Here is a 24965-nt window from a genome sequence, read left to right on the forward strand (position 1 = left end):
ATGCCTCCTTAAAAAACTAATGTCAAAACTAGCACAGTAACGGTAATTGCTGTACATAACACAGCAACAAATTTTGCTTTAAATGTACTTAACAGCATCATTGTGTTTTTAATATCAAGCATCGGTCCAAAGAGCAGGAAAGCGAGAATCGAGCTTGTTGAGAAGCTGCCTCGAAAGCTTGCCGCAATAAAAGCATCTGCTTGTGAGCAAAGGCTTAAAACATATGCAAGCCCCATCATCACTACATGGGAGGAGACAGTACCATTCCCAATGGAAACAAGTGTTGATGTTTTAATGGTTGTTTGTACAAGTGCAGCTATAAGTGATCCTGCTACTAAATATTTTCCGACAGAAAAAAACTCATCAATGGAGTGTTTCAGCATGGCAGAAATTTTTTCTGAAAAGGAATGATAATGAGCAGCATGGCTGTCTGTTGATTTTAATGGTGAATCCTTCACAATAAATTGGAGGAAGATGCCAATGATAATGGAAGCAAGTATAGCCAATAAACCACGGTGTAGGACCATGCTCCAGCTGTTTCCAAATGCAATATAGGTCGAAAAGAGAACGATTGGATTAATGATTGGTCCAGTGATCATAAATGCAACCGCAGCAGGAACGGACACACCTTTAAGAATAAGCCTTCTTGTTATGGGGATAATCCCACATTCGCACGCAGGAATGATAGCGCCTAAAAGAGAGGCGACTAGTATAGCCAAGATAGTATTTTTTGGCATAAGCTTCGCAATCATTTCTTCTGAAATAAAAACTTGAATAATACCGGAGAAGATAACACCAATAAGAATAAATGGCAGAGCTTCTATAACAATGCTTATAAAAATGGTGTTTAATTGCAGTAATGATTCCATATTCATATTATTGCTCCTTTTAACTTCCAAAAAATAAGACAAGTAATTCTTGTCCAAGGACAAACTTTAGCATAGCCAGATGAAAAAAAGATGAGAAATACAAGAAATTATGACAAGCAGAACGGTTATCATTTTTTTAGAGGATAGTGGGTTTTTTACAGGTTTTTGTTAAATGGGTGAAGTTAACTAACGCTGCATGACTTGGTCGTGCCTGTTTTATGGGTATAGACATTATCCTTTTTTGAAAAGACAAAAGCCCCTTTTCTCTGGATAGAAAAAAGAGGCTTTTGATTAAGACTATTGTTTTGCGAACAGGTTGAACAAGTTATTAACTTCCTTTGCAGTGGCTGGACTTGTAATGGTGGCAAGCTCTCTAATTAGTTGAGCTCTTTCAGTTGGATTAAAGATATTGACCTTTTTGCTGTTCAAGTGTTGTGCGAGTTTTTCTGATTCTGTGTCTGAAATAGGTATTTTAAACTGTTTGCTGTATTTCAGCAGTTCTGTAGGTGTAATCGTATGGATTTTGTGGTTTATTATATTTTCAAAAATTTTCATGTCATCACTCCCCATTCTAACATATGAATGTTAGGCGAAAATGTGTCATGAAAATTTGAAAAAAATTAAATTGATTTATCTAAAGAGGCGGTAACTTTACAATTATAGGGCATTCTTGTATACTATTTTAGATAAAGTATTAATTAAATCGTAACGATTACTATATATATTCCAGAAATTGGGAGGTGTCACAGTTGAATGTTGCACAAGCGTTGGACATACTGAAGGAAGAGGGCTATAAGCATACAGGGAAAAGAGAAGATATGTTAGAGCTGTTTGCGGCAAAAAATAAATATATAACAGCTAAAGATGTACTTGATGCTCTGAAAAATGATTATCCTGGCTTAAGCTTCGACACCATATACCGCAACCTATCCCTTTTTGTTGATCTAAATATTTTTGAGATGACAGAATTAAATGGTGAAAAGCATTTTCGCTTTACTTGCTCTCACCATCACCATCATCACCATTTTATTTGTTTAGAATGCGGAAAAACGAAGGAAATTATTACATGCCCAATGGCAGAACTGACAGACAATCTAAAAGGATACGACGTGTCTGGCCATAAATTTGAAATTTACGGAAGATGTCCGGAATGTGTCCAATAAAAAATCTACTGTACAGAACAGTAGATTTTTTTTGTAATTATTTTGTTTTCATCCAATTTTCAACCCAATCAGAGGCTTCCTGCCAGCTTGTCACTCGGATGACTCCTTCAGGTATCGGGTCTCTGTTGTAAGGTGTATCAAATAATAAGACAGGAATGCCACATTCCTTATGTATCATTACTGCATTATCATGCTTATCCTCAAAAAAGATATCGACCTCGTATTGTTTAACAGCAGCTATTTTATGATGTGTACCAATTAATTCTATATGATCATAGGAAATACCGTTATGAACAAACCATTCCTTCGTAACATCAAGCAGATGCTTGCCTCTGGCACTGATAAAATACAGCTCATGCTTACCTGCCCAGCTGCTTAAAACAATATTAGCCCCTTCTGCAAGAGGGGAAGCAGTATAAATTCGCGGCTCATTATCAATAAACCATTTGTCAAATTCCTCATGTGAAACAGAAACAAGAGGGTATAAATCGTATTCCTTAATATCATCAAGCGTAATATTTAACTGAAAGCTTTCATTTAAATAGGGAACGAAGGTATCTGGACTAGTGACAGTGCCGTCAATATCAATCCCAAATCGTAATTTTTTCATATGTACTCCTTTTTATGTGGTTTTCACGAAGGTTTCTATAAAATCCTTTCCTTAAGCTTAACAAAGATACGGACAAGGAGAAAGTCATAACTCCCCAAAAAATTGCTGCCAAGCTTTTACACTTATAATACTTGCTGTTTTGGCCATTATAATAAATGCTCCTATTATAGAAAGCGAGGGAATGATCATGGCAGACTACAATAGCAATGAAGAAAAGAATCGCATCGATAGAGAGCAAGACGATTCACGTACAACTGATTATATGGAAGAGACATCTGCAGAGATTGTCAATCCAATGCCTTTTAACACAAGTGTCCCGATTCGTCAGAGAGTGGAAACGACGAATGAAGAAGCCAGAATGGCCACCACAGATCGTAGGGAGCATACACAAAGCAATGGAAGAGGAATCGGTATTACAGCACTGATTATCTCGATTATCTCCCTGTTTGTGATGCCAATCATATTAGGTATCGTCGGGATTGTTGTAGGATTTGTAGCACGCAGACGCGGTGCAGTTACGCTTGGATCTTGGGCGATTGCGCTTGGAGCATTGTCCATCATCATTGGCATATTTATAGCACCGTTCTTCTAAGGAAACCCTATAGCAGTAACATGCCGGCAGCTTTAAAAGGAAGCTGCCGGTTTTTTTATATGAAAAAAATTATAATATTTTTTATAGAAAGCGTTGACAATGATTTTAGAGCGTGTTAAATTTAGCTTATAAAACTTAATGAAACCGCTTTAGGATTGTTACTGATAAGCAGGCAAAACCTAAACTACGTTCTTGATCAATGGGGATAGTATATCCTTATTCCAGGGCGCAGTTTAGGTTTTTTTTATGGAGTTAAAGCTGGAGGGATGTAAAAAGCAGAAACAAAAAGGTAAATAAAAAAGCTGTAAATGGGCGGCCACCCACATACAGCTCATGCAAAAAATAATATTTTCCCCTAAAAATAGGAGGTACTATCATGGATTATAATAAATTATCAAAGGATATTTTGCAACAAGTTGGCGGTGAAGAGAACGTAGATAATGTCATTCACTGTATGACAAGATTGCGCTTTAACTTAAAAGACAACAGCAAAGCAAACCGTCCTCAAATAGAGGCGCTTGAAGGTGTTATGGGTACAAATATTAGCGGAAGCCAATTCCAAATTATTATTGGAAATGATGTTCCGAAGGTTTATAAAGGAATTATTGATAACAGTAAATTAAGTGGAGAAAAAACGAGCGGCGGATCTTCTGGTCAAAAGAAAAATCCGATAAGTGCTGTATTTGATGTCATTTCAGGTGTGTTTACTCCAATACTTCCAGCAATTGCTGGAGCAGGTATGATCAAAGGTATATTAGCAATTCTTGTAGCTTTAGGTTGGCTTTCTAATACAAGTCAAACATACATCATATTAACAGCAGTTGGTGACGGTGCGTTTTACTTCTTGCCAATTATATTAGCTGTAAGTGCTGCACGAAAATTTGGAAGCAATATGTTCGTTGCCGCAGCAATTGGTGCAGCAATACTGCATCCTGATTTAACAGCATTATTCACTGCAGGTGAACCAATTTCCTTTATCGGGCTGCCTGTAACAATTGCTACTTATTCATCAACAGTTATTCCAATTCTGTTAGCAATTTGGATTGCTTCTTATGTGGAAAGATGGATTGATAAAGTTACACATGCATCTTTAAAACTTATCGTAGTACCAAGTGTTACATTATTAGTTGTTGTTCCGGTTACATTGATTACAGTTGGACCGCTTGGAGCCATTCTAGGTGAATATCTATCTGGAGGAATCAACTTCTTATTTGATAATGCAGGACTATTTGCGATGATCCTTCTTGCAGGTTCATTCTCGCTTATCATCATGACTGGAATGCACTACGCATTAGTGCCAATCATGATTAACAATGTTACAGTTAACGGTTTTGACTATTTAATGCCGGCAATGTTCCTAGCGAATATGGGGCAAGCTGGAGCTGCCTTTGCAGTTGCAATGAAAACGAAAAACAAAAAATTCAAATCACTTTCTTATTCTGTCAGTGTAACAGGATTAATGGGTGTAACAGAACCAGCTATGTATGGTGTTAACGTTCGTCTTAAAAAGCCATTTATCGCGGCACTTATTGGTGGTGCAGTCGGTGGTGCATATTTAGGAATCACAAAAGTTGCAGCATATATCATGGGTGGTAGTGCAGGTATTCCAGGGGTTACATCATTCATTGGACCAGGACTTAACTTTGTAAACGCTCTTATCGGTATGGCAATCGCGTTTGTTGCAGCAGCAGTTGCGGCATATCTAATTGGTTTTGAAGATGTTCCAGCAGAGAATTCAGAAGAGCAGACTCAAGATGCAGAAGCAGAAGCTGCTGCAACGAAAGAAGCAAGTATTGTCTCAGAACAGATTTTAAGCCCAATCGTAGGAAAAGCAGTTTCATTAAGCGAAGTGAATGATCCAACATTCGCTCAAGAAATTATGGGGAAAGGGATTGCTATCATCCCAGAAAAAGGGGAAGTTCTTTCTCCAGTAAATGGTGTAATTACAACGCTTTTCAAAACAAAGCATGCTATCGGTATTACAAGTGATAAAGGAGCAGAGATCCTTATCCATGTCGGATTAGATACAGTTCAGCTTGACGGTGAGCACTTTACAGCACATATGAAAGAAGGAGATGCTGTCAAAGTCGGAGACAAAATCACTTCCTTTGATATTGATGCATTAAAGAAAGCAGGCTTTGACACAATCACGCCTGTTGTTATTACAAACACAATGGAGTATAAAGATGTAACACCACTTAAGAGTGGCCAAACAAGCTCTAATGATGCAGTGCTTGACTTGACTGTAGTTTAAGTAAGAAAAAGGGACCTAAATATGGTCCCTTCTTAATACAACGAAGAGGTGAATAAAATGGGAAAAAGATTTCCAGAAGGTTTCTTATGGGGCGGTGCAGTAGCTGCTAACCAGCTTGAGGGTGCATATAAAGCAGACGGAAAAGGATTGTCTACAGCAGACGTCTCTCCGTATGGAATTATGAGCCCGCCAGATGAATCAATGACTGCTTACAATTTATATCATGATGGCATCGATTTTTATCATAAATATAAAGAAGATATCGCCCTTTTTGCGGAAATGGGCTTTAAAGCTTTCCGTCTATCGATTGCTTGGACGAGAATATTCCCAAATGGCGATGAAACAGAGCCAAATGAAAAAGGCTTAGCGTTTTATGATAATTTATTTGATGAACTGAAGAAATACAATATCGAGCCTGTAGTAACAATCTCACATTATGAAATGCCTTTGGCTTTAGTGAAAAACTATGGCGGCTGGAAAAACCGTAAAGTTGTTGAGTTTTATGAACACTTTGCAAGAACGGTTTTCACACGTTATAAAGATAAAGTGAAATACTGGATGACATTCAATGAAATCAACGTTATTCTTCATGCACCATTTACAGGTGGCGGACTGTTGTTTGAAGAAGGAGAAAATCAAAAGAATGCTCAATATCAAGGCGCACATCACCAGTTTATTGCAAGTGCACTTGCTGTTAAAGCAGGACATGAGATTATTCCTGGCTCTCAGATCGGTTGTATGATTGCTTCCATGGTAACATATCCATATACATCTAAGCCTGAGGATATGTTTGCAGCAATGCAGCAAGACCGTCAGACTTTATTCTTCTCTGATGTTCAGGCAAGAGGCAGCTATCCTGGATACATGAAGCGCTTTTTCCGTGACAATAATATTGAAATTGTTATGGAGGAAGGCGATGAGCAGCTCCTTAAAGACGGCACAGTCGATTATATCGGCTTCAGCTATTATATGTCGTTTGTTGCCAGCACAGATCCAGAGCATCAGAAAACGAGCGGAAACCTGCTAGAAGGTGTTAAAAACCCGTATTTGGCATCATCTGAATGGGGTTGGCAAATTGACCCTAAGGGATTGCGAATTGTCTTAAATCAGCTTCATGACAGATATCAAAAACCGCTGTTTATTGTCGAGAATGGACTAGGCGCAGTCGATACACTAAGCACGGATGGAACTGTGGAAGATGATTATCGTATTGACTATCTGCAAAGCCATCTTGAAGAGGTGCGAGAAGCAATTGAGGATGGAGTCGAACTAATCGGCTATACTTCCTGGGGACCAATCGACCTTGTGAGCGCATCTACAGCTGAACTTAGAAAACGCTACGGCTATATTTACGTTGACAGAGACAGTGAGGGTAAAGGTACTAATAACCGTATTAAGAAGAAGAGCTTCCATTGGTATAAAGAAGTAATTGAAACAAACGGCGAATCACTGTAAAAAAAAACAACCCCTTAGCGAATTGCTAAGGGGTTGTTTTGTAGTAAAAACCCCAATCAAAATCGATTGGGGTTTATTTCGTAAATTATTGTGAAAGTAAATCCTGCTTCTTTTGTTGTTCTTCCGCTTCCTCCGCCGCTTTTTTAGCAAAATACTCTTCGGCAATAGCGTCAATTTCTTTTTTCAATTCCTCTACCATTGTTTCCTCTGGCACCTTACGGACGATTTTTCCTTTGCGGAATAGCAAGCCTTCGCCTCTAGCTCCAGCAATGCCGATATCAGCCTCTCTCGCCTCACCAGGACCGTTAACAGCACAGCCTAGCACGGCTACTTTAATAGGTGCTTTAATTGTAGAAATATATTCTTCTACTTCATTTGCAATGGAAATTAGGTCAATCTCAATCCGTCCGCATGTCGGACAAGAAATCAATGTAGCTGCATTTGCAGATAATCCGAATGATTTAAGTAGCTCACGGGCAACCTTTACTTCTTCAACAGGGTCTGCACTTAAGGAAATACGAACCGTGTTTCCGATTCCTTTGCTAAGAATAGCACCTAATCCTGCTGCGCTTTTTACAGTTCCTGCAAACAAGGTACCTGATTCAGTAATCCCAAGGTGAAGTGGATAATCAAAAGCTTTTGCAGCCTTTTCATATGCTTCAATTGCAAGGTTAACATCAGAAGCCTTCATCGAAACGATAATGTTATGGAAGTCAAGGTCTTCTAATATTTTAATATGATGCAGAGCACTTTCTACCATACCGTCTGCTGTTGGGTATCCGTATTTCTCAAGAATTCTTTTCTCAAGAGACCCGGCGTTTACTCCAATACGAATTGGAATCCCTTTTGCTTTTGCAGCTTTAACAACTGCTTCAACCTTTTCCCTTTTTCCGATATTACCAGGGTTAATTCTGATTTTGTCAGCGCCACCCTCAATTGCTTTTAATGCAAGGCGATAATCAAAATGAATATCAACAACAAGCGGGATGTTAATTCTCTTTTTTATTTCTGCAATTGCATTTGCTGCACGCTCATCAGGACAAGCAACACGGACAATTTGGCATCCAGCTTCTTCAAGTCGATTAATTTCTGCAACTGTAGCTTCCACATCATGTGTTTTCGTTGTGGTCATACTTTGGATAACAACTTCATTGTTTCCGCCAATTGTCAAATTGCCAACTTTTATTGGTCGGGTTTTAGTACGATGTATAATTTCACTCAATGGTGATTCGCTCCTTTAATAATTGGAGAACCTAAAAATAACTTGATTCTCAAATAAATTCAAAAGTACATTCCTATTGTAACAATGAAATACTTATATTGACAAGAAACTTGCTGATTTTAACAACTGGAAAATTGCAATCGGACTTTTTATTGGTGATTACTGTAATCAGGAAAAGTATATGATTTTCCTACTTGGATATCCTCTGGAGAAACTCCTTTATTTAATTGCTTGAAGTCTTCAATTAGTGTATCAATGCTGACAGGGAGAGTTTTGGTTGTCTCTTTCTCCATAATCGTCAATACCGTTTCTCCTGCTTTTACCTCATGCTCGAAATATCCTGTGTTAGCAGAATCAGAGGAAGCAGCTTGAACCTCGATGGAAGGCTCTTCTTTTACATTTAATGTACCGTGATTTAAATCATAGTAGATAACGTAGATTGTCAATAGACAAATAAAAATAGTGAAGAGCCTTTTCATATCGAGTTCCTCCTGTAATGGTTTATAGTAAAGAATATGCATAAAGAAAAAATGGTAGAACCTTTTTTCTATCATTTTTTCCAAGCAGTTAACTTTTTAAGAGGATTCATTTACATTGCTATATAATTCTTTTCGAAAAGGGGAACAATGTGCTGATATGTCAGGGACTGACCCTTCATTCCGTGAATTTACTACACATAAAGAAGTTTCGACCCTGCGCCTAAATCTTAAGAAAAGTTCTATCACTTAGGCTTTCTTTCTTCTATCATTTCTTGTAAATAGTAGATTTTGATACAAAAAAAACTTGCTCCGTATTATTAGAGCAAGTTGAATTTGGGTATAAGTCTAGTAATTATTCTTTTATTGGTGTTTTTGTTTCTATTTCTTTTATGGATAGGAAAACGATAAATATCGTAATGAACCAGCTGAGAAGGCTGCCATTCGGTACGTTCGTTTCTAGGCTGTCCATAATAAAGAAGAACAGAGTCGGAATTGTCATACTGTAAACTGTGATTTTCCAAGTCTCCTTATAGGTTATACCTTTCCCTAAAATCCTTGCGAAGAAGGTGCCAAAAATAGCAAGAATAAAGGCTTCAATTACTTTTGAAGCAGCTAGGAAAATAAAAAAGACGACGGCCATTATGGCTGTTAGCATTGGTATTATAGAATCGAAGTATTGGGCAAGATCCGTCAGGTCGCTTTTAGTGGCAGTTATATTTCCAAAATAGGAATATTCAAACGACTGTGCCTGCCCTGCTGTTACAATTACAAACTCTTTTTGAAGGAGTGCAACAGTATTGCCAGAGGAGCTAATATTCTTTTCATTGTAGGTCCCTGTTGAATCAATGATAATTGTTAAATCCTCTTTATTGATTACTTTAGGCTCCTTTAATTCTGAATGAAGAGAATTGTCTTCGATTCGGAAATCTGGGACATCCTCTTCCATTGTGGAAGCCAATGTATGTATTCCGTCATTCATGCCCTTGTTCAAATAATAGATGGTAGGAATGGAGGTAACAATAGACAGGATGAGCAAGTATGCGATTGTTTTCCAAATCCCTTGAGTTCGGAAGCTTGCTATATCTTTTGGTGAATAGAGGCTCCGATAAAATTGCTTAAAAATATTCATTCAATTGACACACCCTTATAAAGATTCACTCCTTATTTTATCTTTGCCTAAATGCATATACAAGTATAAGCCGTTGATTCACGAAAAAAACTATGTTAAACATATGATAAGAATGGAAACATTACTTCTTTTCATGTAAATCATTTTGAGGAGGCGAACGATGGATATCATCTACTGGGTAATAATTGTAGCACTATTTATTGTAGCGTATATAGGATTGGTATACCCAATTATTCCAAGCGTTATATTTATTATTGGAGGTTTTTTGCTTTATGGACTGTTCTTTACCTTCCAGGAATTTTCATTGTTGTTCTGGATCGTTCAAGGAGTGTTCGTCATCTTATTATTTATCGCTGACTATATGACAAACTTAATCAGTGTTAAGAAATACGGCGGGTCCAAAGCAGGTATATGGGGGAGTACGATAGGTCTCTTAGCAGGCCCGTTTCTCATTCCAGTTGCAGGTATATTAATTGGTCCATTTGTAGGAGCGGTGATCGCAGAGTTACTCGTTAATAAATCGCATTGGAAAGCAGCCCTTAAGGCAGGTGTCGGTTCACTAGTCGGTTTTTTAGGAAGCGTTGCAGCAAAAGGACTCATTCAAACAATTATGATTGTCTACTTCCTTGTTGCCATTTAATTAATAGAAGGAAGAAGGCTATGTTAGTGTGAGCATTTTAGTTAAGTCCGCACACTTCAATGGGACAGCTTTGGCAGTCGACAGCCCTTTTCAAAAAGCTAAGATCTTTTACAGTAATCTTTTGGGAGGATATAGAGATGATTCCGTCATCTCTTAAATCCTTCATTAAACGCTGAATAACTTCGCGCGTGCCGTACGTTAAGTTTGCTAATTCTTGATGTGTAAGGGGAAAATCAATAAGAATACCATCACAAGTTTTCTTTCCGAAAGAATGGCATAATCTGATAAGAATGCTATACAATCCACCTTTTTTTCCATTCATGATTAAATCCTGACATTTAATGTTTGCTTTCAAATAGCCAGTGCTTAAATAGGAAGTGAGCGAGGCTAGCAGCGCTTTGTCGTTTAAAGCACAGTCCTCGAATTCAGCCCTGTCAATAACAAGCAGCTCGCAATCTGTGATGGGCTTAGCGAAGTGATAATACTTTGGGGCACGCTTGAATAGCTGATATTCAAGAATTAAATCCTCCTGTGTAAGAATCTTCATAATAAATTCCTTGCCGTTTTCATGAATTCTTCCTACTGACATTTTTCCATCCAAAAGGATATATATATTATTGACAAGGTCACCTTCTTGAAAAAGTAAGCTTCCTTTTTGATAAACCTGAATATTTTTTAACGAAAAAAAATGCTGTAGCAGCAGACTGTAAAGTGATAATGTTCCTTCCTTCATAGTTAGCACTCCCTTATTTGTGTCTTAAGTTCGATTAAAAAATATTGTGAATATCTTGTCAAACTGTAAATGTGAAATTTTAGGTTGTTTATTAAGCGCTGTTTTCATGAATCCTTTATATACCAACGAATAACCGTTAATGTGTCTATTTAACGAAACTTTTAAAACGGTAACTACTTTCTTGTTAGGAAATGATGTTTATAATTGTAAGCAAGTTGGTATAAAAAAAATAATCATAAAGATACTAACCGAAGTATGCAGAGCTAATTTTAAGGCAAGCCTTCCAAATAAAAAATAATCCTTCTAAATAAGGCAAATTATTTGAAAGGAATGGCTTAATTTGGTACTGTTTTAATAGATAAAACTTCTCCCATAATTATTGTCAAAATAGTGATAATAATTGTAGGGGAAGCAAAAAATTTACCTATACATAGGAGGAATAACAAATGTCTTTCTCATTACCACAATTACCATACGCTTATGATGCATTAGAACCGCATATCGACAAAGAAACAATGAATATTCACCACACAAAACACCATAACACATATGTAACAAACCTAAACAATGCTTTAGAAGGAAATGCAGAATTGCTTTCTAAAACAGTGGAAGAAATTGTGTCTAATCTTGATGCAGTTCCAGAAGCAGCACGTACGGCTGTACGTAACAATGGCGGCGGTCATGCTAACCATTCATTATTCTGGGAAGTAATTTCTCCAAATGGTGGCGGACAGCCTTCAGGCGACCTAGCTTCAGCTATCGACAGCAAATTCGGAAGCTATGAAAACTTCAAAGAAGAATTCGCTAAAGCTGCTACAACTCGCTTCGGTTCTGGTTGGGCATGGCTTGTCGTTAACAATGGCGAAATTGAAGTAACTAGCACACCAAACCAAGACAGCCCACTTATGGAAGGTAAAACACCAATCCTAGGCTTGGATGTTTGGGAGCATGCTTACTACTTAAACTACCAAAACCGCCGTCCAGAATACATTAATGCATTCTTTAATGTAATTAACTGGGATGAAGTTTCTAAAAGATACGCTTCAGCAAAATAATGTTTACATGGAAAGCTTGTCGGCTTATAAGTCGGCAAGTTTTTTTATGTCTTTTTAAAATGTTGCATAAGCCATCCCTCTTTGATAAAAACTAGCGAGACAAAGGGGAGTTTTTATCATGAAATTAGGGAAATTGATAGGCGATATTAAGTACACAAAGGAATTAGGATTATTGCTGACAATCGGGGGGCTCTATTCGCTTAGCGTAGCTCTTTCCAACACATTCGTAAATATTTTTCTATGGAAACAATCCGGAGAATTTAAGGATTTAGGCTTGTATAATATGGCTATTATTGTCTTTCAGCTTATTACCTTTACATTGGCAGGGCGTTGGGCAAAAAAAATCGACAGGGTTATTGTTTTCAGAATCGGTGTTATTTTCCTTGCGATCTTTTATTTGACCGTGCTGTTCATTGGCGATAATGCGTCCACCTTTTTACTTCTGTTAGGATGCTTGCTAGGCATTGGGAATGGCTTTTATTGGCTTGCTTTCAATGTACTGACATTTGAAGTGACCGAACCAGATACAAGAGACTTTTTTAATGGCTTTCTTGGCATTCTTGGGTCTGTCGCAGGCATGGTTGGCCCAATGTTGGCAGGTTACATCATTTCAACATTAACGAAAACGACTGGTTATACGATAATATTCGGCATCTCACTCGGTTTGTTCTCGCTAGCGGTAGTACTGAGCTTCTTTCAGAAAAGGCGACCTGCAAGCGGTCAGTATTTATTGAAGCGGATTATTGAGGAACGAAAAAACAATTTGAATTGGAAATTAATTACGAATGCACATTTTTTTCAAGGAATGCGCGAAGGAACATATGCCTTCGTCATTACTGTATTTGTTTTTATCGCAACAGGGAGTGAAATGGCTTTAGGGACATTTGGGCTCATAAATTCAGGAATTTCCTTTTTGGCTTACTATATCGTTTCAAGAAGTATTAAAAATGAAAGGCGCAGTAAGTCAATATTAGTAGGGGGAATTCTGTTATTCTTATCCATTTTCATTATTGTCTTTGATTTTTCCTACATTCGACTTCTTATTTATTCGGGAATCATTGCTATCGCCTATCCATTAATATTAGTTCCGTATACGAGCCTGACTTATGATGTGATAGGAAGAGGCTGGAATGCTGGAGAAATGAGAATTGAATATATTGTCGTCCGCGAATTGTACTTGAATTTTGGACGGTTAGTGTCTGTGTTAGTATTTATTACAGGTGTGATGATATTTAATCCTGAGAAGTCAATTCCCGTTATGCTATTTATTCTGGGCTGTGGCCATTCTGTTATTTATTTCTTTGCACGAAAAATAAAGCTTTCTCCTGCACCGCCTCTTCATGGACAAGAGTAGCGAAAAATGACTACACATTCTTTTATCGACCTTTAAGCAGTCGGCAAACTGGTAATTATAAGTTTGCCGACTTTTTGTTTTGGTCTAAAAACTATATCCTGGGAATAAAGAGAACAAGTAAATTCCAGTTAATAAGAAGACTATGTTAAAATTGTGAATTCTGTTAAATATTGATAGAAAGAACCATAATTTTACTTTAAAATAGAGGAGAGTGATATTTAAAAAGAGAGGTATATATATGGGGGAAAAAAAGAGAAAGAGGAAATTTCAGCTTTCCTTACGGTTAAATCTATTGTTTTTGGCGATTTTTTTGCTTTTTTCAGCATTGATTTTTCGGTTAGGCTTTGTGCAGATTGTATATGGAGACGAATATAAACGTGTAGTAGATAAAACAGAGGATATTGTGATCAGCACGACTGTTCCAAGAGGAGAAATTTATGATAGGAATGGAAACAGTATCGTAAGCAACAAAGGCAAAAATGCTATTCTGTTTACGAACTGGAAGTACAAACCGAATCAGCTGAAGGAAACAGCTGGAAAGCTTGCTGACTTAATTGACATGGATTCAGACAAGGAGTTAAAAAAAATCACAGACATAGACAAACAGGATTATTGGCTACTTCTGCATCCGAAACAAGCAGCAAAAAAAGTAACTGCTGAGGAAGATGGGGCATTAAAAGAAAAGTACGGCAGCAAAGAATATCAGAAGAAATTTAATGAGCTTCTTCGCGAAAGGGTAACAAATGAAGAAGTTAAAAGCTTAACAGCACATGATTTAGAAACATTGGCCATTTACAGACTTATGAGCAGCGGCTATTATTATGCTCCGCTTATCATCAAGAATGATGGAGTAACAGATGAAGAGCTTGCGAAAGTCAGTGAAAATCTTTCCTCCATGCCTGGTGTTGATACTGCTAAAGACTGGGATCGAACATATCAATATGGAGATACACTTAAAACGGTGCTAGGTAAAGTCAGCTCCACACAAAAAGGAATACCAGCAGAGCAAAAGGAAGAATATCTTGCAAAAGGCTATAACATGAATGACCGTGTTGGCTTGAGCTATATTGAAAAACAATATGAGGATGTTTTGCGCGGAAAAAAACAAATAGTCGAGTATGTAAGAGATAAAAAAGACCAAATTGTCTCATCAAATACTGTTTCACCGGGGAAGGCAGGCAGCGATCTATACTTGTCCATTGACATGAACCTCCAGCTCGAGGTCGAAAAAATAATTGAAGAAGAATTAAAGAAGACTAAAGCAGGCTATGCAGGTACACAGTTTTTAGACAGAGCATTTGTCGTGTTAATGGACCCACATACAGGGGAAGTATTAACAATGGCAGGGAAGCAGCTTGCCAAGGATGATAAAACAGGCAAGCAGGAGGTACAGGATTTCGCATTAGGCAATATTACAACCTCCTATAATGTCGGTTCTGCAGTCAAGGGAGCAATGGTGCTTACTGGATACAAAGAGGGTGTAATTCACCCGTATTCGACAATGCTTGATGAGGTGATGAGGGTAAAGAAATCACCTGATTTCAAATCATGGACTGTGATGAACACAATAAATGATTTGCAGGCACTCCAACGTTCTTCCAACGTTTATATGGCTAAAACAGCTATTGCGATTGGAAAAGGTCATTACGTAGCAGGGCAGCCTCTTGATGTCAATCCCCAAGCATATACAACTATTCGTAATTCCTTCGGGGAAATGGGCCTTGGTGTGCGAACAAATATAGATTTACCAAATGAGATGACCGGATTTAAAGGAGAAGTGAATCCTAATCAGCCGGGTAACCTGATGTTTCTATCAATTGGCCAATACGATACATATACAAATATGCAGCTTGCACAATATGTTTCCACAATTGCCAATGGAGGTTACCGAATCCAACCTCATATTGTTAAGGAAATCAGAAGCTCATCTAAGAACACAGAGAAATATGGTGTGCTAGAGCAGGAAATTAAGCCAGTTGTGTTAAACAAGCTTGATATGAAGGAAGAGTGGATGAATCAAGTACAAAAAGGCTTCCGAATGGTTATGCAGCCAGGTGGAACAGGCAGTGTCTTCGCTGGAGCCTCCTATACACCTGCAGGCAAAACAGGAACAGCTCAGGCTTTTTATGATGGTCCAGAGCGTGATAATTATAAGGAGCCACCACAAGTCATGAATGTCAGCCTTGTTTCTTATGCACCATACGAAAATCCAGAAGTCGCAATGGCAGTCATGGTTCCATGGGTGTATACGACGGCCAATGGTCCATCACCTAACTTAACAATTGGAAAAAGGGTCATGGATAAATACTTTGAGATGAAAAAGGATTAACAGGAATTGCTTAGCAATTTCCTGTTTTTTTGTGTAATTTTCGCCAAAATTCCACAATATAGAAAGGCAATGATTGCATTTTTCGACTTTTGCAGTATATCCCAGCAGGTTATTAATAGAAATATTAACGAAATTCCATTACAATAGAGTTAGAATGATTGAAGGAAGTGTGGTATTACATTGGGAAACAAGAAGAAGAAAAGGACGTTACCGATTCGCCTTAACCTTATCTTTTTTGCAGTCTTTTTGCTCTTTTCTGCCCTGATTTTAAGGCTTGGATTTGTGCAGATTGTTTATGGAGATGAGTATAAAAGGAAATTGGAAAGAACAGAGGATGTTACGGTTGATACATCTGTGCCCCGCGGGAAAATCTATGATTCGACAGGAAAAGTAATTGTCGATAATAGTGCAAAAAATGCAATAACGTACACAAACACTGGCGTCAAATCAGATGAAATGCTGAAGACTGCCGAAACGCTGGCAAAATATATTACGAAAGATACAAAAAAGGTTACCGAGCGTGATAAACAGGATTATTGGATTATGAAGCATCCTGATGAAGCGGAAGCCTTGGTAACAGATAAAGAAAAAACCGCGCTTGCGGAAAAATATACAGATTCGGATGAGTATAATTCAGAAGTATATAAATTGCAGCTGGATCGAATTACAGAGGATGAATTGAAATCTATATCCAAAGATGATCTTGAAGTTTTGGCTATATACCGCGAGTTTGCAAGTGGCTATAAAATGACACCGCATATTGTTAAAAATAATGATGTGACAGACAAGGAAATGGCGGTTGTAAGTGAAAACCTTACTTCCTTAAAAGGTGTTGACACAACAACAGATTGGGACAGATCTTATGCATTTGGCAACACACTTCGTTCTGTTCTTGGCAGTGTCAGCTCATCAGAGGAAGGTCTTCCAGCCGAATCCTTATCCTATTATCTGTCAAAAGGCTACAGCCGAAATGACCGTGTCGGAAAAAGTTATCTGGAGCTTGAATATGAGGACGTCCTAAAAGGTCAAAAGGAAAAAGTCCGCACGCAAACAGATAGTGACGGGAAAGAAACGACAGAAGTGATTACAGAAGGTAAGCGTGGAAATGACCTCGTGCTTGCAATAGATATGGAGCTGCAGCAAAAGGTGGAAGACATTATAGAAAAACAGCTTAAAGCTGCGAAGCAAATGTCTGGGACTAAATTTCTTGATCGTGCTTATGTTGTTCTGATGAATCCGAATACAGGTGATGTCCTGACAATGGCAGGAAAAAGACTTGTTACACAAAATGGGAAAACAGAAGTGCAGGATGATGCACTTGGTAATTTGACGACATCCTACAACGTTGGTTCTGTTGTTAAGGGTGCAACCGTATTAACAGGCTATAAATATGGAGCTATTAGCCCTGGAACAGTTATTAATGATACACCGGTAATGATAGGTGATACAAGGAAGAAATCATGGACAGATATGGGACCAATCAATGACTTAACAGCATTAATGCGTTCCTCAAACGTATATATGTTCCAAACTGTCATGAAAATAGCTGGTGCACATTATGTTTACGGTCAGCCATTGTCTGTAGACGCAGAGGACTTTACAAAAATGAGAAATGCGTATGCCCAATACGGCTTAGGAATTCGGACAGGCATCGATCTTCCGAATGAACAGACAGGCTTTAAAGGAACAGAAACTAATGTCCCTGGTAAGTTACTAGATATCGCGATCGGTCAGTATGATACGTACACAAATATGCAGCTTGCTCAATACATCTCGACAATCGCCAATGGCGGAAACAGAATGGAGCCGCATATTGTGAAGGAAATACGCAGCCCTGTCTCAGAGGAAGGCGAGCTTGGTGCGATTGTTGATTCCATTGAGCCGAAGGTGTTAAACACAGTTGATGCGAAGTCTGAATGGATTGAACGTGTACAAACAGGCTTTAAGATGGTTGCTCAAAGTCCGAAGGGAACAGCCTATACGTATTTAAGCGGCAAGTCATACTCTCCTTCTGCTAAAACAGGTACAGCAGAGGCCTTCTATGATGGTCCGCAAAAAAGCAATTACAAAACATTGCAGGAAGTTATGAACCTGAGCTTGGTTAGCTATGCACCTTCAGATAATCCGGAAGTGGCAATGGCAGTCCTTGTCCCATGGGCATATAACGGCTCTGTCGATAATAAAGCAAACTTAAAAATAGGTGAACAAGTATTAGATGCTTATTTTGACTTGAAAAAAGAGCGTCAAAAGGATGAGAAATAATAGTATTATCCTGTAACGTAAAGAAAAGGGCTGTCCGAACGGACAGCCCTTTTTTCGTCATTTTGTAATTTTTTCGGCGATTTCTCTGAAGCTCATGTCACTATATATGCGGAATGTACCAACTTGTACCTTTGTATGGTAGTCGTTATCAATTAAAAAAGCTTCAAACTCGTCTTTGTCTTTAATGATTTTTTGCTTTGCCAATGTCTCCGCAATTTCGGCAGGATTCATGCCGCTTTTGATTTTCAGCTTATAGGATACTGGCTGGTTTGAATCAGCCTTGTCTGTTTCTGTTTCCTTTTGCTCCGCTGCTTTTTTTTCTGCATCTGCTTTTGCCTGTTGTGCATCCCTTTCTGCCTTATCTTTGGCAGCTATAAGCTCGTCATACTCGTCTTTTGCAATAGCAGTATAGCCTGCAGCTGAAAGTACTTTTTCTGCTTGCTCTGTTGTAATCTGTTTGTCTGTTTTCTCTGCAGTGCTAGAACCACTGTAAACAGTATATGCACCAATGATGCTAGATGCTGCAAACAGCCCGAATGCAAAGGAACGTAAGCTACGTTTATTCATTCCGCAAATCCTTTCTTCACACCCTCAGTAATAATTTGCTGCACTTGAGCAGTGGATAAGGATGATTGGGAAGCGATTTTTTCAATTGATACACCTTGAGAGGCAAGGGACCAAACTTGATTTTTAATGATGGCATGAATTGGATTGGCTGAATTGTCTGCAACGGGCTGTCTGTCGGCAACAGGGATTGCAGGATTCATATCCACCTCATCAATAAGCAGCTCTTCTTCAAGTACCTTCAGTTTCTTTTTAATTTTATATATTTCTTGCACTTGTTGGATGGAAAGCTGGTCAATATCCTCTTGCAGCTTTTTATAGGGATCCTTCATAAACAACGACACGATGAAAAGAAGTACAGCTATCCCTAATAGACTATACATTAATATGAACAAAATGAGACACCTCTGCTAAATAGTTTGTAAAATACAAGACTTTTTCATTCTACCACTACCTTTGCACATTTCCTAACAGAAATATAGAAAACAATGCTAGTCTGGTCATAGGAAAAATGGGAATAGGGGCAGCAAAAAATGTCGGATACAAACTAATTTTATTAATAGTCATTGTCGAATTGCTGTTTTTTATTCAACATGCAAAAATTTTTATCACCCTTCATCTTAACAGGGAGAATCATTAGCATGATACGACAAATTCCGTTTATTGTAGGTTCTATCATTCGGTGATACCATATAGGAAGAAGCAAGAATCAGTAAATCGACTAGTAGCCTCCAAATTCGACCGATACAATACGTTCAAACATAAACTTTAAAATAGTATGAAATGAAAGGTGCTGATTCCATTGTTAGAACAGATTATTCATTTAAGGAAGGAAGGCATGTCATTCCGCAAAATTGCGAAAGAACTGGATATGAGTCTTGGGAAGGTTCAATACCAGTGGACAAAATATACGAAAGAAGTAGAGAAGTCTGAGGAAAAGGAAAGCTCACTTCCTAAAGAGTATGCAGAAGCAAGTCCTACTATACCACCTTTTTTATGGACAAGCATTCAAACATTAAAAAAGAGTAACGGCATGGAGGCATGGGTCGCAGGAGAAAATAAAGCATTTATTTTCTGGAGTATCCCAGCAGCTAAATGGCAGCTTATTTCCTCGTACTGCGGATTCCTTAATGATGATTTGTCATTAAAAATGCGCATCTACGATATTACTAGCATTTATTTCGATGGAAGTAATGCTCATACAACATTAGAAATTCAATTAGACCATGATAAGAATCAGCTTGTTTTTGAAGGATTACAGCCAAACAGAAGCTATTGCTTTGAAGTCGGCATACAGGATGGCAGTAGATCTTTCATGCCGTTATTAAAGTCTAATCCCCTTCATACACCAAGGACGAGTATATCCCAGTCAGGTGAGAATACAAAGGATGTTATAGACTGGAGTGAAGGGAAATCACCCTTACCAAATTGGATAGAGCATGTCAGCACATACAGTTATTATGAGACAGAGGCAAAGGAGAGTGTGAAAAAGCAATGAACGTATCGTATTTTCAATTAATCGTTCATGCAGACCTTCCTGTCATGAATTATTATTCCAACAAAAAAGAAGACAAACAAGCATTTTACAAAGCATCCATCGCTTTGCTTACTTTCTTGAAGAGCATGGAAAAGAAGGTATTGCCATACAGTGTTTCCTTTGTGCTACCTCCTGTCTATATAGAACTAACAGAAACAGAAGGCTACCAAGAAGAAATAACTGAATATTTGGAAAAGAATAAATGGCAATGGGAAGAGGAGTATTCCTATTGGCTAAGAATAGACCGTAAAATCACAACAGGCTTAAAAAAGCTGATTTCTGCCCACAAGCTAGAGATACTAGCAACTACAGCATCCTATACCTCCATGACAGCTCTTTCGACGAAAAACGGTGTGAAGCTCCAAATGGAAACAGGCCTTTCACTCATAGAGGATCATTTACATAGCCGTAATGGCGGTTTTTGGCTCCCTAATGGCACATATACACCAGGAATTGATTTGCATCTTAAGAAGTCAGGCATTCTTTTTAGCTTCGTACACCATAGCACGCTTGCGTTGACTGACCCACTTCCTGTAGTTGAAGGCATGCCGGTGAAGTCACCACATGATTTATGTCTGATTCCTTTAAGACAATGGGCAGAGCTTGGAGAAACAGTAATAGAGAAGATTAGCTGTTTGAAGGACATAACAAAAACACAAGATACCATGAATGCTATTGCCTTAAGCTTATCAGAAGTAAATGAGCTCAGTGCTGAAATAGGAGAGGTTTTTGGTGAGAATGAAACGTTGATGCCATTATCACCTGAAACTTATATTCGTCAATTTAGCGATAGCCTAGAGAAGGTTCATATTAGCTCCTCTGCTTTTGACCAAGAAAAAACTTCAAGGTTACTAAAAGACGGTAAGAACTATGCAAAGCTGTCTTTTCTTGAAAAAGAAATAGAAGCATGGCGAGAGCTGAAGCTTCCAAATGAGGCGGAAAGAGTAGTGAAGCAGCTTGAAAAAGAATGGCTGATGGCCCATGCTGTAATATCCCAAAAAGATTATCAGGATACGTTTTTGCAGGGATTTTACGATGCAGCAGACAAGCTTAGTTCCTTTTTAAAAGGCGATATCGATAACAACTGGTTGCAAGACAGGGAAAGAAAACAGTCAGTATTTCTCGTATTTCCTTCTGCTTTACCAAAAACGAGCTTACCGCTAATGAAAAAAGGAAGCAAGAAAAAGATTCTCCTTCTTTCTTGGGAATATCCGCCTAATATTATTGGAGGACTTGGTACACATGTAGCTGGGTTGGCAGAAACATTAGCGAGACAATATGAAGTCCATGTTATTACAGCACAGGATATGAATAAAAATCCAGCAGATGAATCCGTGCATGAATCGCTGTTTGTGTATAGAGTGAAGCCTATGCATCATAGGGAAAAAAGCTTCCTCACTTGGATTGGTGGCTTAAATTTAAGTATTTGGGAAAAAGCAATGGAATTGGCTGCTTCTCATTCCTTTGAATTAATACAAGGCCATGACTGGTTAGTAGGTGCAGCTGCCGTTACCTTAAAAGATGAACTTGGCATACCGTTAGTAACAACCATGCATGCAACAGAGCATGGCAGAAACGGCGGGATCTTTACAGAAATGCAGAGGTTCATTCATGAGAAGGAACGACAGCTTCTAACAGCATCTGATACAGTGATTGTATGCAGCGAATATATGAAAACAGAAGTATCCTCTCTATTTTCTATAAGTGGAAGCAAGCTCCACGTCATTCCAAATGGAGTAAAGCTGGATAAAAAGCCACTGCAAAATCCAGCAGAAGAACTAGGGTTGGATCCAAGCAAGAAAACAGTCTTTGCAATCGGGAGAATGGTGAAGGAGAAAGGCTTTGAAACATTGCTTGAAGCAGTAACAATGCTTAAAAGAGATGACCTTCAATTTGTCCTTGCCGGTGCAGGACCGATGTTCAACGAATATAAACAATATGTGTCATTACATGGCTTAGAACATAAAGTTCACTTAATTGGTTATTTACCAGAAGACAAAAAGAACGGCTTCTTTCAAGCTGCAGATATAGTTATTATCCCAAGTTATTATGAACCTTTCGGAATCGTAGCATTAGAATCATTGCTGTTTGAGAAACCAACAATCGTTTCTAATACTGGTGGACTGAAGGGAATTGTGGAGCATGGAAAGACAGGCATGCTGATGGAGCCAGGCAATACAGGAAGCATGCTAGAGCAATTACATTCTTTATTGGAAGATCCGCTTTTGGCTGAGGAAATTGGCAGAAATGGGAGAATCCTTGTGGAGAAGCTTTTTGGCTGGAGCAGAGTCGGTGATGAAACATCAAGGGTTTTTGAAGAAACAATCTTAAATTTGAGAATGGCTGAAAAAGCCTCTTTAAAGGAATAAAAAACTTAATGAAAAAAAGGTGAGTAGGATGAAAACGGAGATTTCTTTACAGTCTGATTTTCAGAATGTCAACAAAGAAATGACAAGAAGCAAGTTGGTCAACACTCCTGGATTATGGATTAACGGCAAAATTTGCTGGCTCCAGAACGGTTATGAAAAAATACTGCCAGAATACTCAGTTTCGGTACATGTTAAAAGTGTTCAAAAGCATTCGAAGGTTCAATATAATGAAATTTATGTGAGGAATCATTCAAAAGAGAATATTGAGGTAAAGGTGTTGCTTCTCAGTCATTTCTCCAAGTCTGATCCGAATCATCTTGCTTTTGTTTCACCGACAGATAACGTCATTTTTCATTCTGTTGAGGATCAGCTAATGCTTGTAAACGGAGAGTTTAATGGAACAAGCCTGGAGCAGAGAACGATTCAGCCAATTTGGAATGTCCATACAGATTTAATATGGAAGAATCAAGAAAATGGCAGCCTCAAATATTTGCCGATGGGCAAGGGCGGATATGTCAGTATTTGTTCTCTTCATATGAAACTAGCTCCCCAAACCTCCAATGTGGGTAGGACATGGACAATATATGGTAACAATAAAGAAGTGATTATGGACTTAAATCATATTCTATTGAAAAACAGTACTAGCATTTCATAAAAAATAATGTTATCATATAAAAGTCGTATGCACGAACTAGTATAGCAATAGTTTGGAGGGAAATAACCATGCGTGTCAACATTACGTTAGCTTGCACAGAATGTGGAGATCGTAACTACATTTCTAAAAAAAATAAACGAAATAATCCAGACCGTCTTGAGCTTAAGAAATATTGCTCAAGAGAAAAACGCACTACAACACACCGCGAAACAAAATAAGACAGAGGGGGTAACCCTTCTGTTTTTTTTTGTATATAAAAAACAATACATATAATAATAAATGGTAAAAGGAGAGGGAATTTGCTATGACAGAAAGTAAACAGGAAATTAGAAGCAGAGTCCTTGCAGAGCTTCGGTCCATCCCTAAGCCAGCATATGAGCAGCTTTCTTATGAAATAGCCCGAAATCTATATAACCATCCTCTTTTTCAAAAGGCTAGTCATGTTGGGGTGACCATTTCAAGATTTCCGGAAGTTGACACATATCAAATTATCAGAGCTGCTTGGGCACAAGGCAAAAAGGTAAGTGTTCCGAAATGCCTGCCAAAAACACGCACGATGGAATTTCGTATACTCGAACGCTTTGATCAGCTAGAGTCTGTTTATAGTGGACTCTATGAACCAATGGAAGCAGAGACTAAATTAACAGATGCAAATGAAATTGAGCTGCTGCTTGTCCCTGGGGTTGCTTATTCGAAGGATGGCTATCGAATTGGATTCGGAGGCGGATACTATGACCGTTTTCTGAAGAGTTTCCATGGCACGACCATATCGCTTGCGATGGAAAGCCAATTGGAGAAGTCTTTACCGATTGAAAGCCATGACATTCCAGTCCAGCATATCATAACAAATAATGGTTCAATGGTTGTGGGAGCAAATGATTAGTATCATCATTATCCTGCTTGCTGTCTTTTTTGCCTGGAAAGAGGGATATTTAAGCAAAAGCGGCAGTATAGCAGCCTTTTTTGTCGGAATAGGCATCCAATTTGGCTTCCACTATCAAGGCTTTATTTTACTTGGTGTCTTTTTTCTTACGTCTAGTTTGCTGTCTAAGTTTAAAAAAGACAAAAAAGCCAAGATGGAGGATATGCATGAAAAGGGCTCCACAAGAGACTATATGCAGGTGATAGCAAATGGTGGAGCAGCAGCAATTGTTAGTTTGCTTTATGGCTGGAACGGGGAACACGGACTAATCGTTCTGTTTGCCGTTTTGCTTGCTGCAGCAAACTCAGACACTTGGGCATCGGAAATTGGACCATTAAGCAGGAATAAACCATTCTCTATCAGAACCTTTAAAAAGGAAGAGGCAGGAACTTCTGGTGCCATGAGTATTACGGGCACATTTGCCGGAATTTTGGGGTCGTTGCTGATTGGATTATGTGCGTATTTGCTGTTTCCAATAAGTATTGGTGAATTTTTGTTGATTTTTGTCTTTGGCTTTATCGGCAATTTGATAGATACAATCTTAGGTGCCTTTGTACAAGCTGAGTATCAATGTACAGTTTGCGGCGCAAAAGTGGAAAAACGAATACATCATGGCAGAAAAGCGAAGAAGATAAAAGGATTTACTGTATTAAATAATGATGCAGTCAATATCCTTTCAGGTGTAATTGCAGCACTTTTTGCTTCCTTTTTTGTCTTGTAATTTTGAAAAAGTTTGGATAAAAAAAAGCTGCTTATCCCAAACTAATCAGTA

General features: G+C 38.3%; 24 protein-coding genes. 15 read left to right on the forward strand and 9 right to left on the reverse strand.

Annotation, left to right across the window (positions count from 1 at the left end):
- Window positions 1-8: 8 nt before the first annotated feature.
- Window positions 9-875 (reverse strand): permease, encoded by an 867-nt coding sequence (locus EM808_RS06815; protein ID WP_127737434.1) that lies wholly within the window; start codon window positions 873-875, stop codon window positions 9-11.
- A gap of 291 nt (window positions 876-1166) precedes the next feature.
- Window positions 1167-1424 (reverse strand): DUF2624 domain-containing protein, encoded by a 258-nt coding sequence (locus tag EM808_RS06820; protein WP_127737435.1) that lies wholly within the window; start codon window positions 1422-1424, stop codon window positions 1167-1169.
- A gap of 194 nt (window positions 1425-1618) precedes the next feature.
- Here EM808_RS06820 and EM808_RS06825 point away from each other — a divergent pair, with 194 nt between their 5' ends.
- Window positions 1619-2032, forward strand: a complete 414-nt coding sequence (locus EM808_RS06825; protein ID WP_127737436.1) for a Fur family transcriptional regulator — start codon at window positions 1619-1621, stop codon at window positions 2030-2032.
- 37 nt (window positions 2033-2069) lie between these two features.
- On the opposite strand, the gene EM808_RS06830 is transcribed toward EM808_RS06825, so the two are convergent.
- Window positions 2070-2642, reverse strand: a complete 573-nt coding sequence (locus EM808_RS06830) for a 5' nucleotidase, NT5C type (protein ID WP_127737437.1) — start codon at window positions 2640-2642, stop codon at window positions 2070-2072.
- 187 nt (window positions 2643-2829) lie between these two features.
- Here EM808_RS06830 and EM808_RS06835 point away from each other — a divergent pair, with 187 nt between their 5' ends.
- From EM808_RS06835 to EM808_RS06845, 3 genes are all read left to right on the forward strand, one after another.
- Window positions 2830-3234, forward strand: coding sequence for a DUF308 domain-containing protein (locus EM808_RS06835; protein WP_127737438.1), 405 nt, complete (start codon window positions 2830-2832; stop codon window positions 3232-3234).
- 376 nt (window positions 3235-3610) lie between these two features.
- On the forward strand, window positions 3611-5488 hold the full coding sequence (locus EM808_RS06840) for a beta-glucoside-specific PTS transporter subunit IIABC (protein ID WP_127737439.1): 1878 nt from the start codon (window positions 3611-3613) through the stop codon (window positions 5486-5488).
- A 57-nt stretch (window positions 5489-5545) separates the two neighbouring features.
- Entirely contained in the window at window positions 5546-6943 is a 1398-nt protein-coding gene (locus EM808_RS06845) for a glycoside hydrolase family 1 protein (protein WP_285849497.1), read from the forward strand.
- An 85-nt stretch (window positions 6944-7028) separates the two neighbouring features.
- Here EM808_RS06845 and ispG read toward each other — a convergent pair whose 3' ends face one another.
- From ispG to EM808_RS06860, 3 genes are all read right to left on the reverse strand, one after another.
- Window positions 7029-8165: a flavodoxin-dependent (E)-4-hydroxy-3-methylbut-2-enyl-diphosphate synthase gene (gene ispG, locus EM808_RS06850; RefSeq protein ID WP_127737441.1), complete on the reverse strand. Its 1137-nt coding sequence runs from the start codon at window positions 8163-8165 to the stop codon at window positions 7029-7031.
- A gap of 149 nt (window positions 8166-8314) precedes the next feature.
- Complete coding sequence (locus EM808_RS06855) at window positions 8315-8644, reverse strand: LysM peptidoglycan-binding domain-containing protein (protein ID WP_127737442.1); 330 nt, start codon at window positions 8642-8644, stop codon at window positions 8315-8317.
- A gap of 352 nt (window positions 8645-8996) precedes the next feature.
- Complete coding sequence (locus tag EM808_RS06860; protein ID WP_127737443.1) at window positions 8997-9773, reverse strand: DUF1189 domain-containing protein; 777 nt, start codon at window positions 9771-9773, stop codon at window positions 8997-8999.
- A gap of 160 nt (window positions 9774-9933) precedes the next feature.
- On the opposite strand from EM808_RS06860, the gene EM808_RS06865 reads away from it, so the two are divergent.
- The gene (locus tag EM808_RS06865) at window positions 9934-10413 is read left to right on the forward strand and encodes a DUF456 domain-containing protein (protein WP_127737444.1); all 480 of its coding nucleotides are present in this window, start codon (window positions 9934-9936) and stop codon (window positions 10411-10413) included.
- Between the two features lie 37 nt (window positions 10414-10450).
- Here EM808_RS06865 and EM808_RS06870 read toward each other — a convergent pair whose 3' ends face one another.
- Entirely contained in the window at window positions 10451-11146 is a 696-nt protein-coding gene (locus EM808_RS06870) for a Crp/Fnr family transcriptional regulator (RefSeq protein WP_127737445.1), read from the reverse strand.
- A gap of 446 nt (window positions 11147-11592) precedes the next feature.
- On the opposite strand from EM808_RS06870, the gene EM808_RS06875 reads away from it, so the two are divergent.
- The 4 genes from EM808_RS06875 to EM808_RS06890 all read left to right on the forward strand — a co-directional run bounded on the left by EM808_RS06875 (window position 11593) and on the right by EM808_RS06890 (window position 18146).
- The gene (locus EM808_RS06875; protein WP_127737446.1) at window positions 11593-12201 is read left to right on the forward strand and encodes a superoxide dismutase; all 609 of its coding nucleotides are present in this window, start codon (window positions 11593-11595) and stop codon (window positions 12199-12201) included.
- Window positions 12202-12319: 118 nt separating this feature from the next.
- Window positions 12320-13555 (forward strand): MFS transporter, encoded by a 1236-nt coding sequence (locus EM808_RS06880; RefSeq protein ID WP_412759275.1) that lies wholly within the window; start codon window positions 12320-12322, stop codon window positions 13553-13555.
- Window positions 13556-13793: 238 nt separating this feature from the next.
- On the forward strand, window positions 13794-15884 hold the full coding sequence (locus EM808_RS06885) for a peptidoglycan D,D-transpeptidase FtsI family protein (protein WP_127737448.1): 2091 nt from the start codon (window positions 13794-13796) through the stop codon (window positions 15882-15884).
- A gap of 180 nt (window positions 15885-16064) precedes the next feature.
- Window positions 16065-18146 (forward strand): peptidoglycan D,D-transpeptidase FtsI family protein, encoded by a 2082-nt coding sequence (locus EM808_RS06890; protein WP_127737449.1) that lies wholly within the window; start codon window positions 16065-16067, stop codon window positions 18144-18146.
- Between the two features lie 57 nt (window positions 18147-18203).
- Here EM808_RS06890 and EM808_RS06895 read toward each other — a convergent pair whose 3' ends face one another.
- On the reverse strand, window positions 18204-18713 hold the full coding sequence (locus EM808_RS06895; RefSeq protein WP_127737450.1) for an endolytic transglycosylase MltG: 510 nt from the start codon (window positions 18711-18713) through the stop codon (window positions 18204-18206).
- Entirely contained in the window at window positions 18710-19105 is a 396-nt protein-coding gene (locus EM808_RS06900; protein WP_225314669.1) for a hypothetical protein, read from the reverse strand. The genes EM808_RS06895 and EM808_RS06900 overlap by 4 nt, the downstream gene beginning before the upstream one ends.
- A 407-nt stretch (window positions 19106-19512) precedes the next feature.
- Between EM808_RS06900 and EM808_RS06905 the strand changes: the two genes are divergently transcribed.
- From EM808_RS06905 to EM808_RS06930, 6 genes are all read left to right on the forward strand, one after another.
- Window positions 19513-20208, forward strand: coding sequence for a DUF4912 domain-containing protein (locus tag EM808_RS06905; protein ID WP_127737451.1), 696 nt, complete (start codon window positions 19513-19515; stop codon window positions 20206-20208).
- Window positions 20205-22616, forward strand: coding sequence for a glycosyltransferase (locus EM808_RS06910; protein WP_127737452.1), 2412 nt, complete (start codon window positions 20205-20207; stop codon window positions 22614-22616). Before EM808_RS06905 ends, EM808_RS06910 begins: the two co-directional genes overlap by 4 nt.
- A gap of 28 nt (window positions 22617-22644) precedes the next feature.
- The gene (locus EM808_RS06915; protein ID WP_127737453.1) at window positions 22645-23271 is read left to right on the forward strand and encodes a hypothetical protein; all 627 of its coding nucleotides are present in this window, start codon (window positions 22645-22647) and stop codon (window positions 23269-23271) included.
- Window positions 23272-23339: 68 nt separating this feature from the next.
- Window positions 23340-23489 carry a 50S ribosomal protein L33 gene (gene rpmG, locus EM808_RS06920; protein WP_101175018.1) on the forward strand — a complete coding sequence of 50 codons (150 nt, stop codon included), beginning with the start codon at window positions 23340-23342 and terminating at the stop codon, window positions 23487-23489.
- A gap of 86 nt (window positions 23490-23575) precedes the next feature.
- The gene (locus tag EM808_RS06925; protein WP_127737454.1) at window positions 23576-24154 is read left to right on the forward strand and encodes a 5-formyltetrahydrofolate cyclo-ligase; all 579 of its coding nucleotides are present in this window, start codon (window positions 23576-23578) and stop codon (window positions 24152-24154) included.
- Entirely contained in the window at window positions 24147-24914 is a 768-nt protein-coding gene (locus tag EM808_RS06930; protein ID WP_127737455.1) for a DUF92 domain-containing protein, read from the forward strand. The genes EM808_RS06925 and EM808_RS06930 overlap by 8 nt, the downstream gene beginning before the upstream one ends.
- Window positions 24915-24965: the final 51 nt, after the last annotated feature.

The sequence above is a fragment of the Niallia taxi genome, assembly GCF_004005475.1.
Classification (GTDB): domain Bacteria; phylum Bacillota; class Bacilli; order Bacillales; family Cytobacillaceae; genus Niallia; species Niallia taxi.

Bases quoted from the DNA above. Each gene is read 5' to 3' on its own strand.
- EM808_RS06815 (WP_127737434.1), bottom strand. From the start codon at position 875: ATGAATATGGAATCATTACTGCAATTAAACACCATTTTTATAAGCATT.
- EM808_RS06820 (WP_127737435.1), bottom strand. From the start codon at position 1,424: ATGAAAATTTTTGAAAATATAATAAACCACAAAATCCATACGATTACA.
- EM808_RS06830 (WP_127737437.1), bottom strand. From the start codon at position 2,642: ATGAAAAAATTACGATTTGGGATTGATATTGACGGCACTGTCACTAGT.
- EM808_RS06835 (WP_127737438.1), top strand. From the start codon at position 2,830: ATGGCAGACTACAATAGCAATGAAGAAAAGAATCGCATCGATAGAGAG.
- EM808_RS06840 (WP_127737439.1), top strand. From the start codon at position 3,611: ATGGATTATAATAAATTATCAAAGGATATTTTGCAACAAGTTGGCGGT.
- EM808_RS06845 (WP_285849497.1), top strand. From the start codon at position 5,546: ATGGGAAAAAGATTTCCAGAAGGTTTCTTATGGGGCGGTGCAGTAGCT.
- EM808_RS06855 (WP_127737442.1), bottom strand. From the start codon at position 8,644: ATGAAAAGGCTCTTCACTATTTTTATTTGTCTATTGACAATCTACGTT.
- EM808_RS06860 (WP_127737443.1), bottom strand. From the start codon at position 9,773: ATGAATATTTTTAAGCAATTTTATCGGAGCCTCTATTCACCAAAAGAT.
- EM808_RS06865 (WP_127737444.1), top strand. From the start codon at position 9,934: ATGGATATCATCTACTGGGTAATAATTGTAGCACTATTTATTGTAGCG.
- EM808_RS06870 (WP_127737445.1), bottom strand. From the start codon at position 11,146: ATGAAGGAAGGAACATTATCACTTTACAGTCTGCTGCTACAGCATTTT.
- EM808_RS06875 (WP_127737446.1), top strand. From the start codon at position 11,593: ATGTCTTTCTCATTACCACAATTACCATACGCTTATGATGCATTAGAA.
- EM808_RS06880 (WP_412759275.1), top strand. From the start codon at position 12,320: ATGAAATTAGGGAAATTGATAGGCGATATTAAGTACACAAAGGAATTA.
- EM808_RS06885 (WP_127737448.1), top strand. From the start codon at position 13,794: ATGGGGGAAAAAAAGAGAAAGAGGAAATTTCAGCTTTCCTTACGGTTA.
- EM808_RS06895 (WP_127737450.1), bottom strand. From the start codon at position 18,713: ATGAATAAACGTAGCTTACGTTCCTTTGCATTCGGGCTGTTTGCAGCA.
- EM808_RS06910 (WP_127737452.1), top strand. From the start codon at position 20,205: ATGAACGTATCGTATTTTCAATTAATCGTTCATGCAGACCTTCCTGTC.
- EM808_RS06915 (WP_127737453.1), top strand. From the start codon at position 22,645: ATGAAAACGGAGATTTCTTTACAGTCTGATTTTCAGAATGTCAACAAA.
- rpmG (WP_101175018.1), top strand. From the start codon at position 23,340: ATGCGTGTCAACATTACGTTAGCTTGCACAGAATGTGGAGATCGTAAC.
- EM808_RS06925 (WP_127737454.1), top strand. From the start codon at position 23,576: ATGACAGAAAGTAAACAGGAAATTAGAAGCAGAGTCCTTGCAGAGCTT.
- EM808_RS06930 (WP_127737455.1), top strand. From the start codon at position 24,147: ATGATTAGTATCATCATTATCCTGCTTGCTGTCTTTTTTGCCTGGAAA.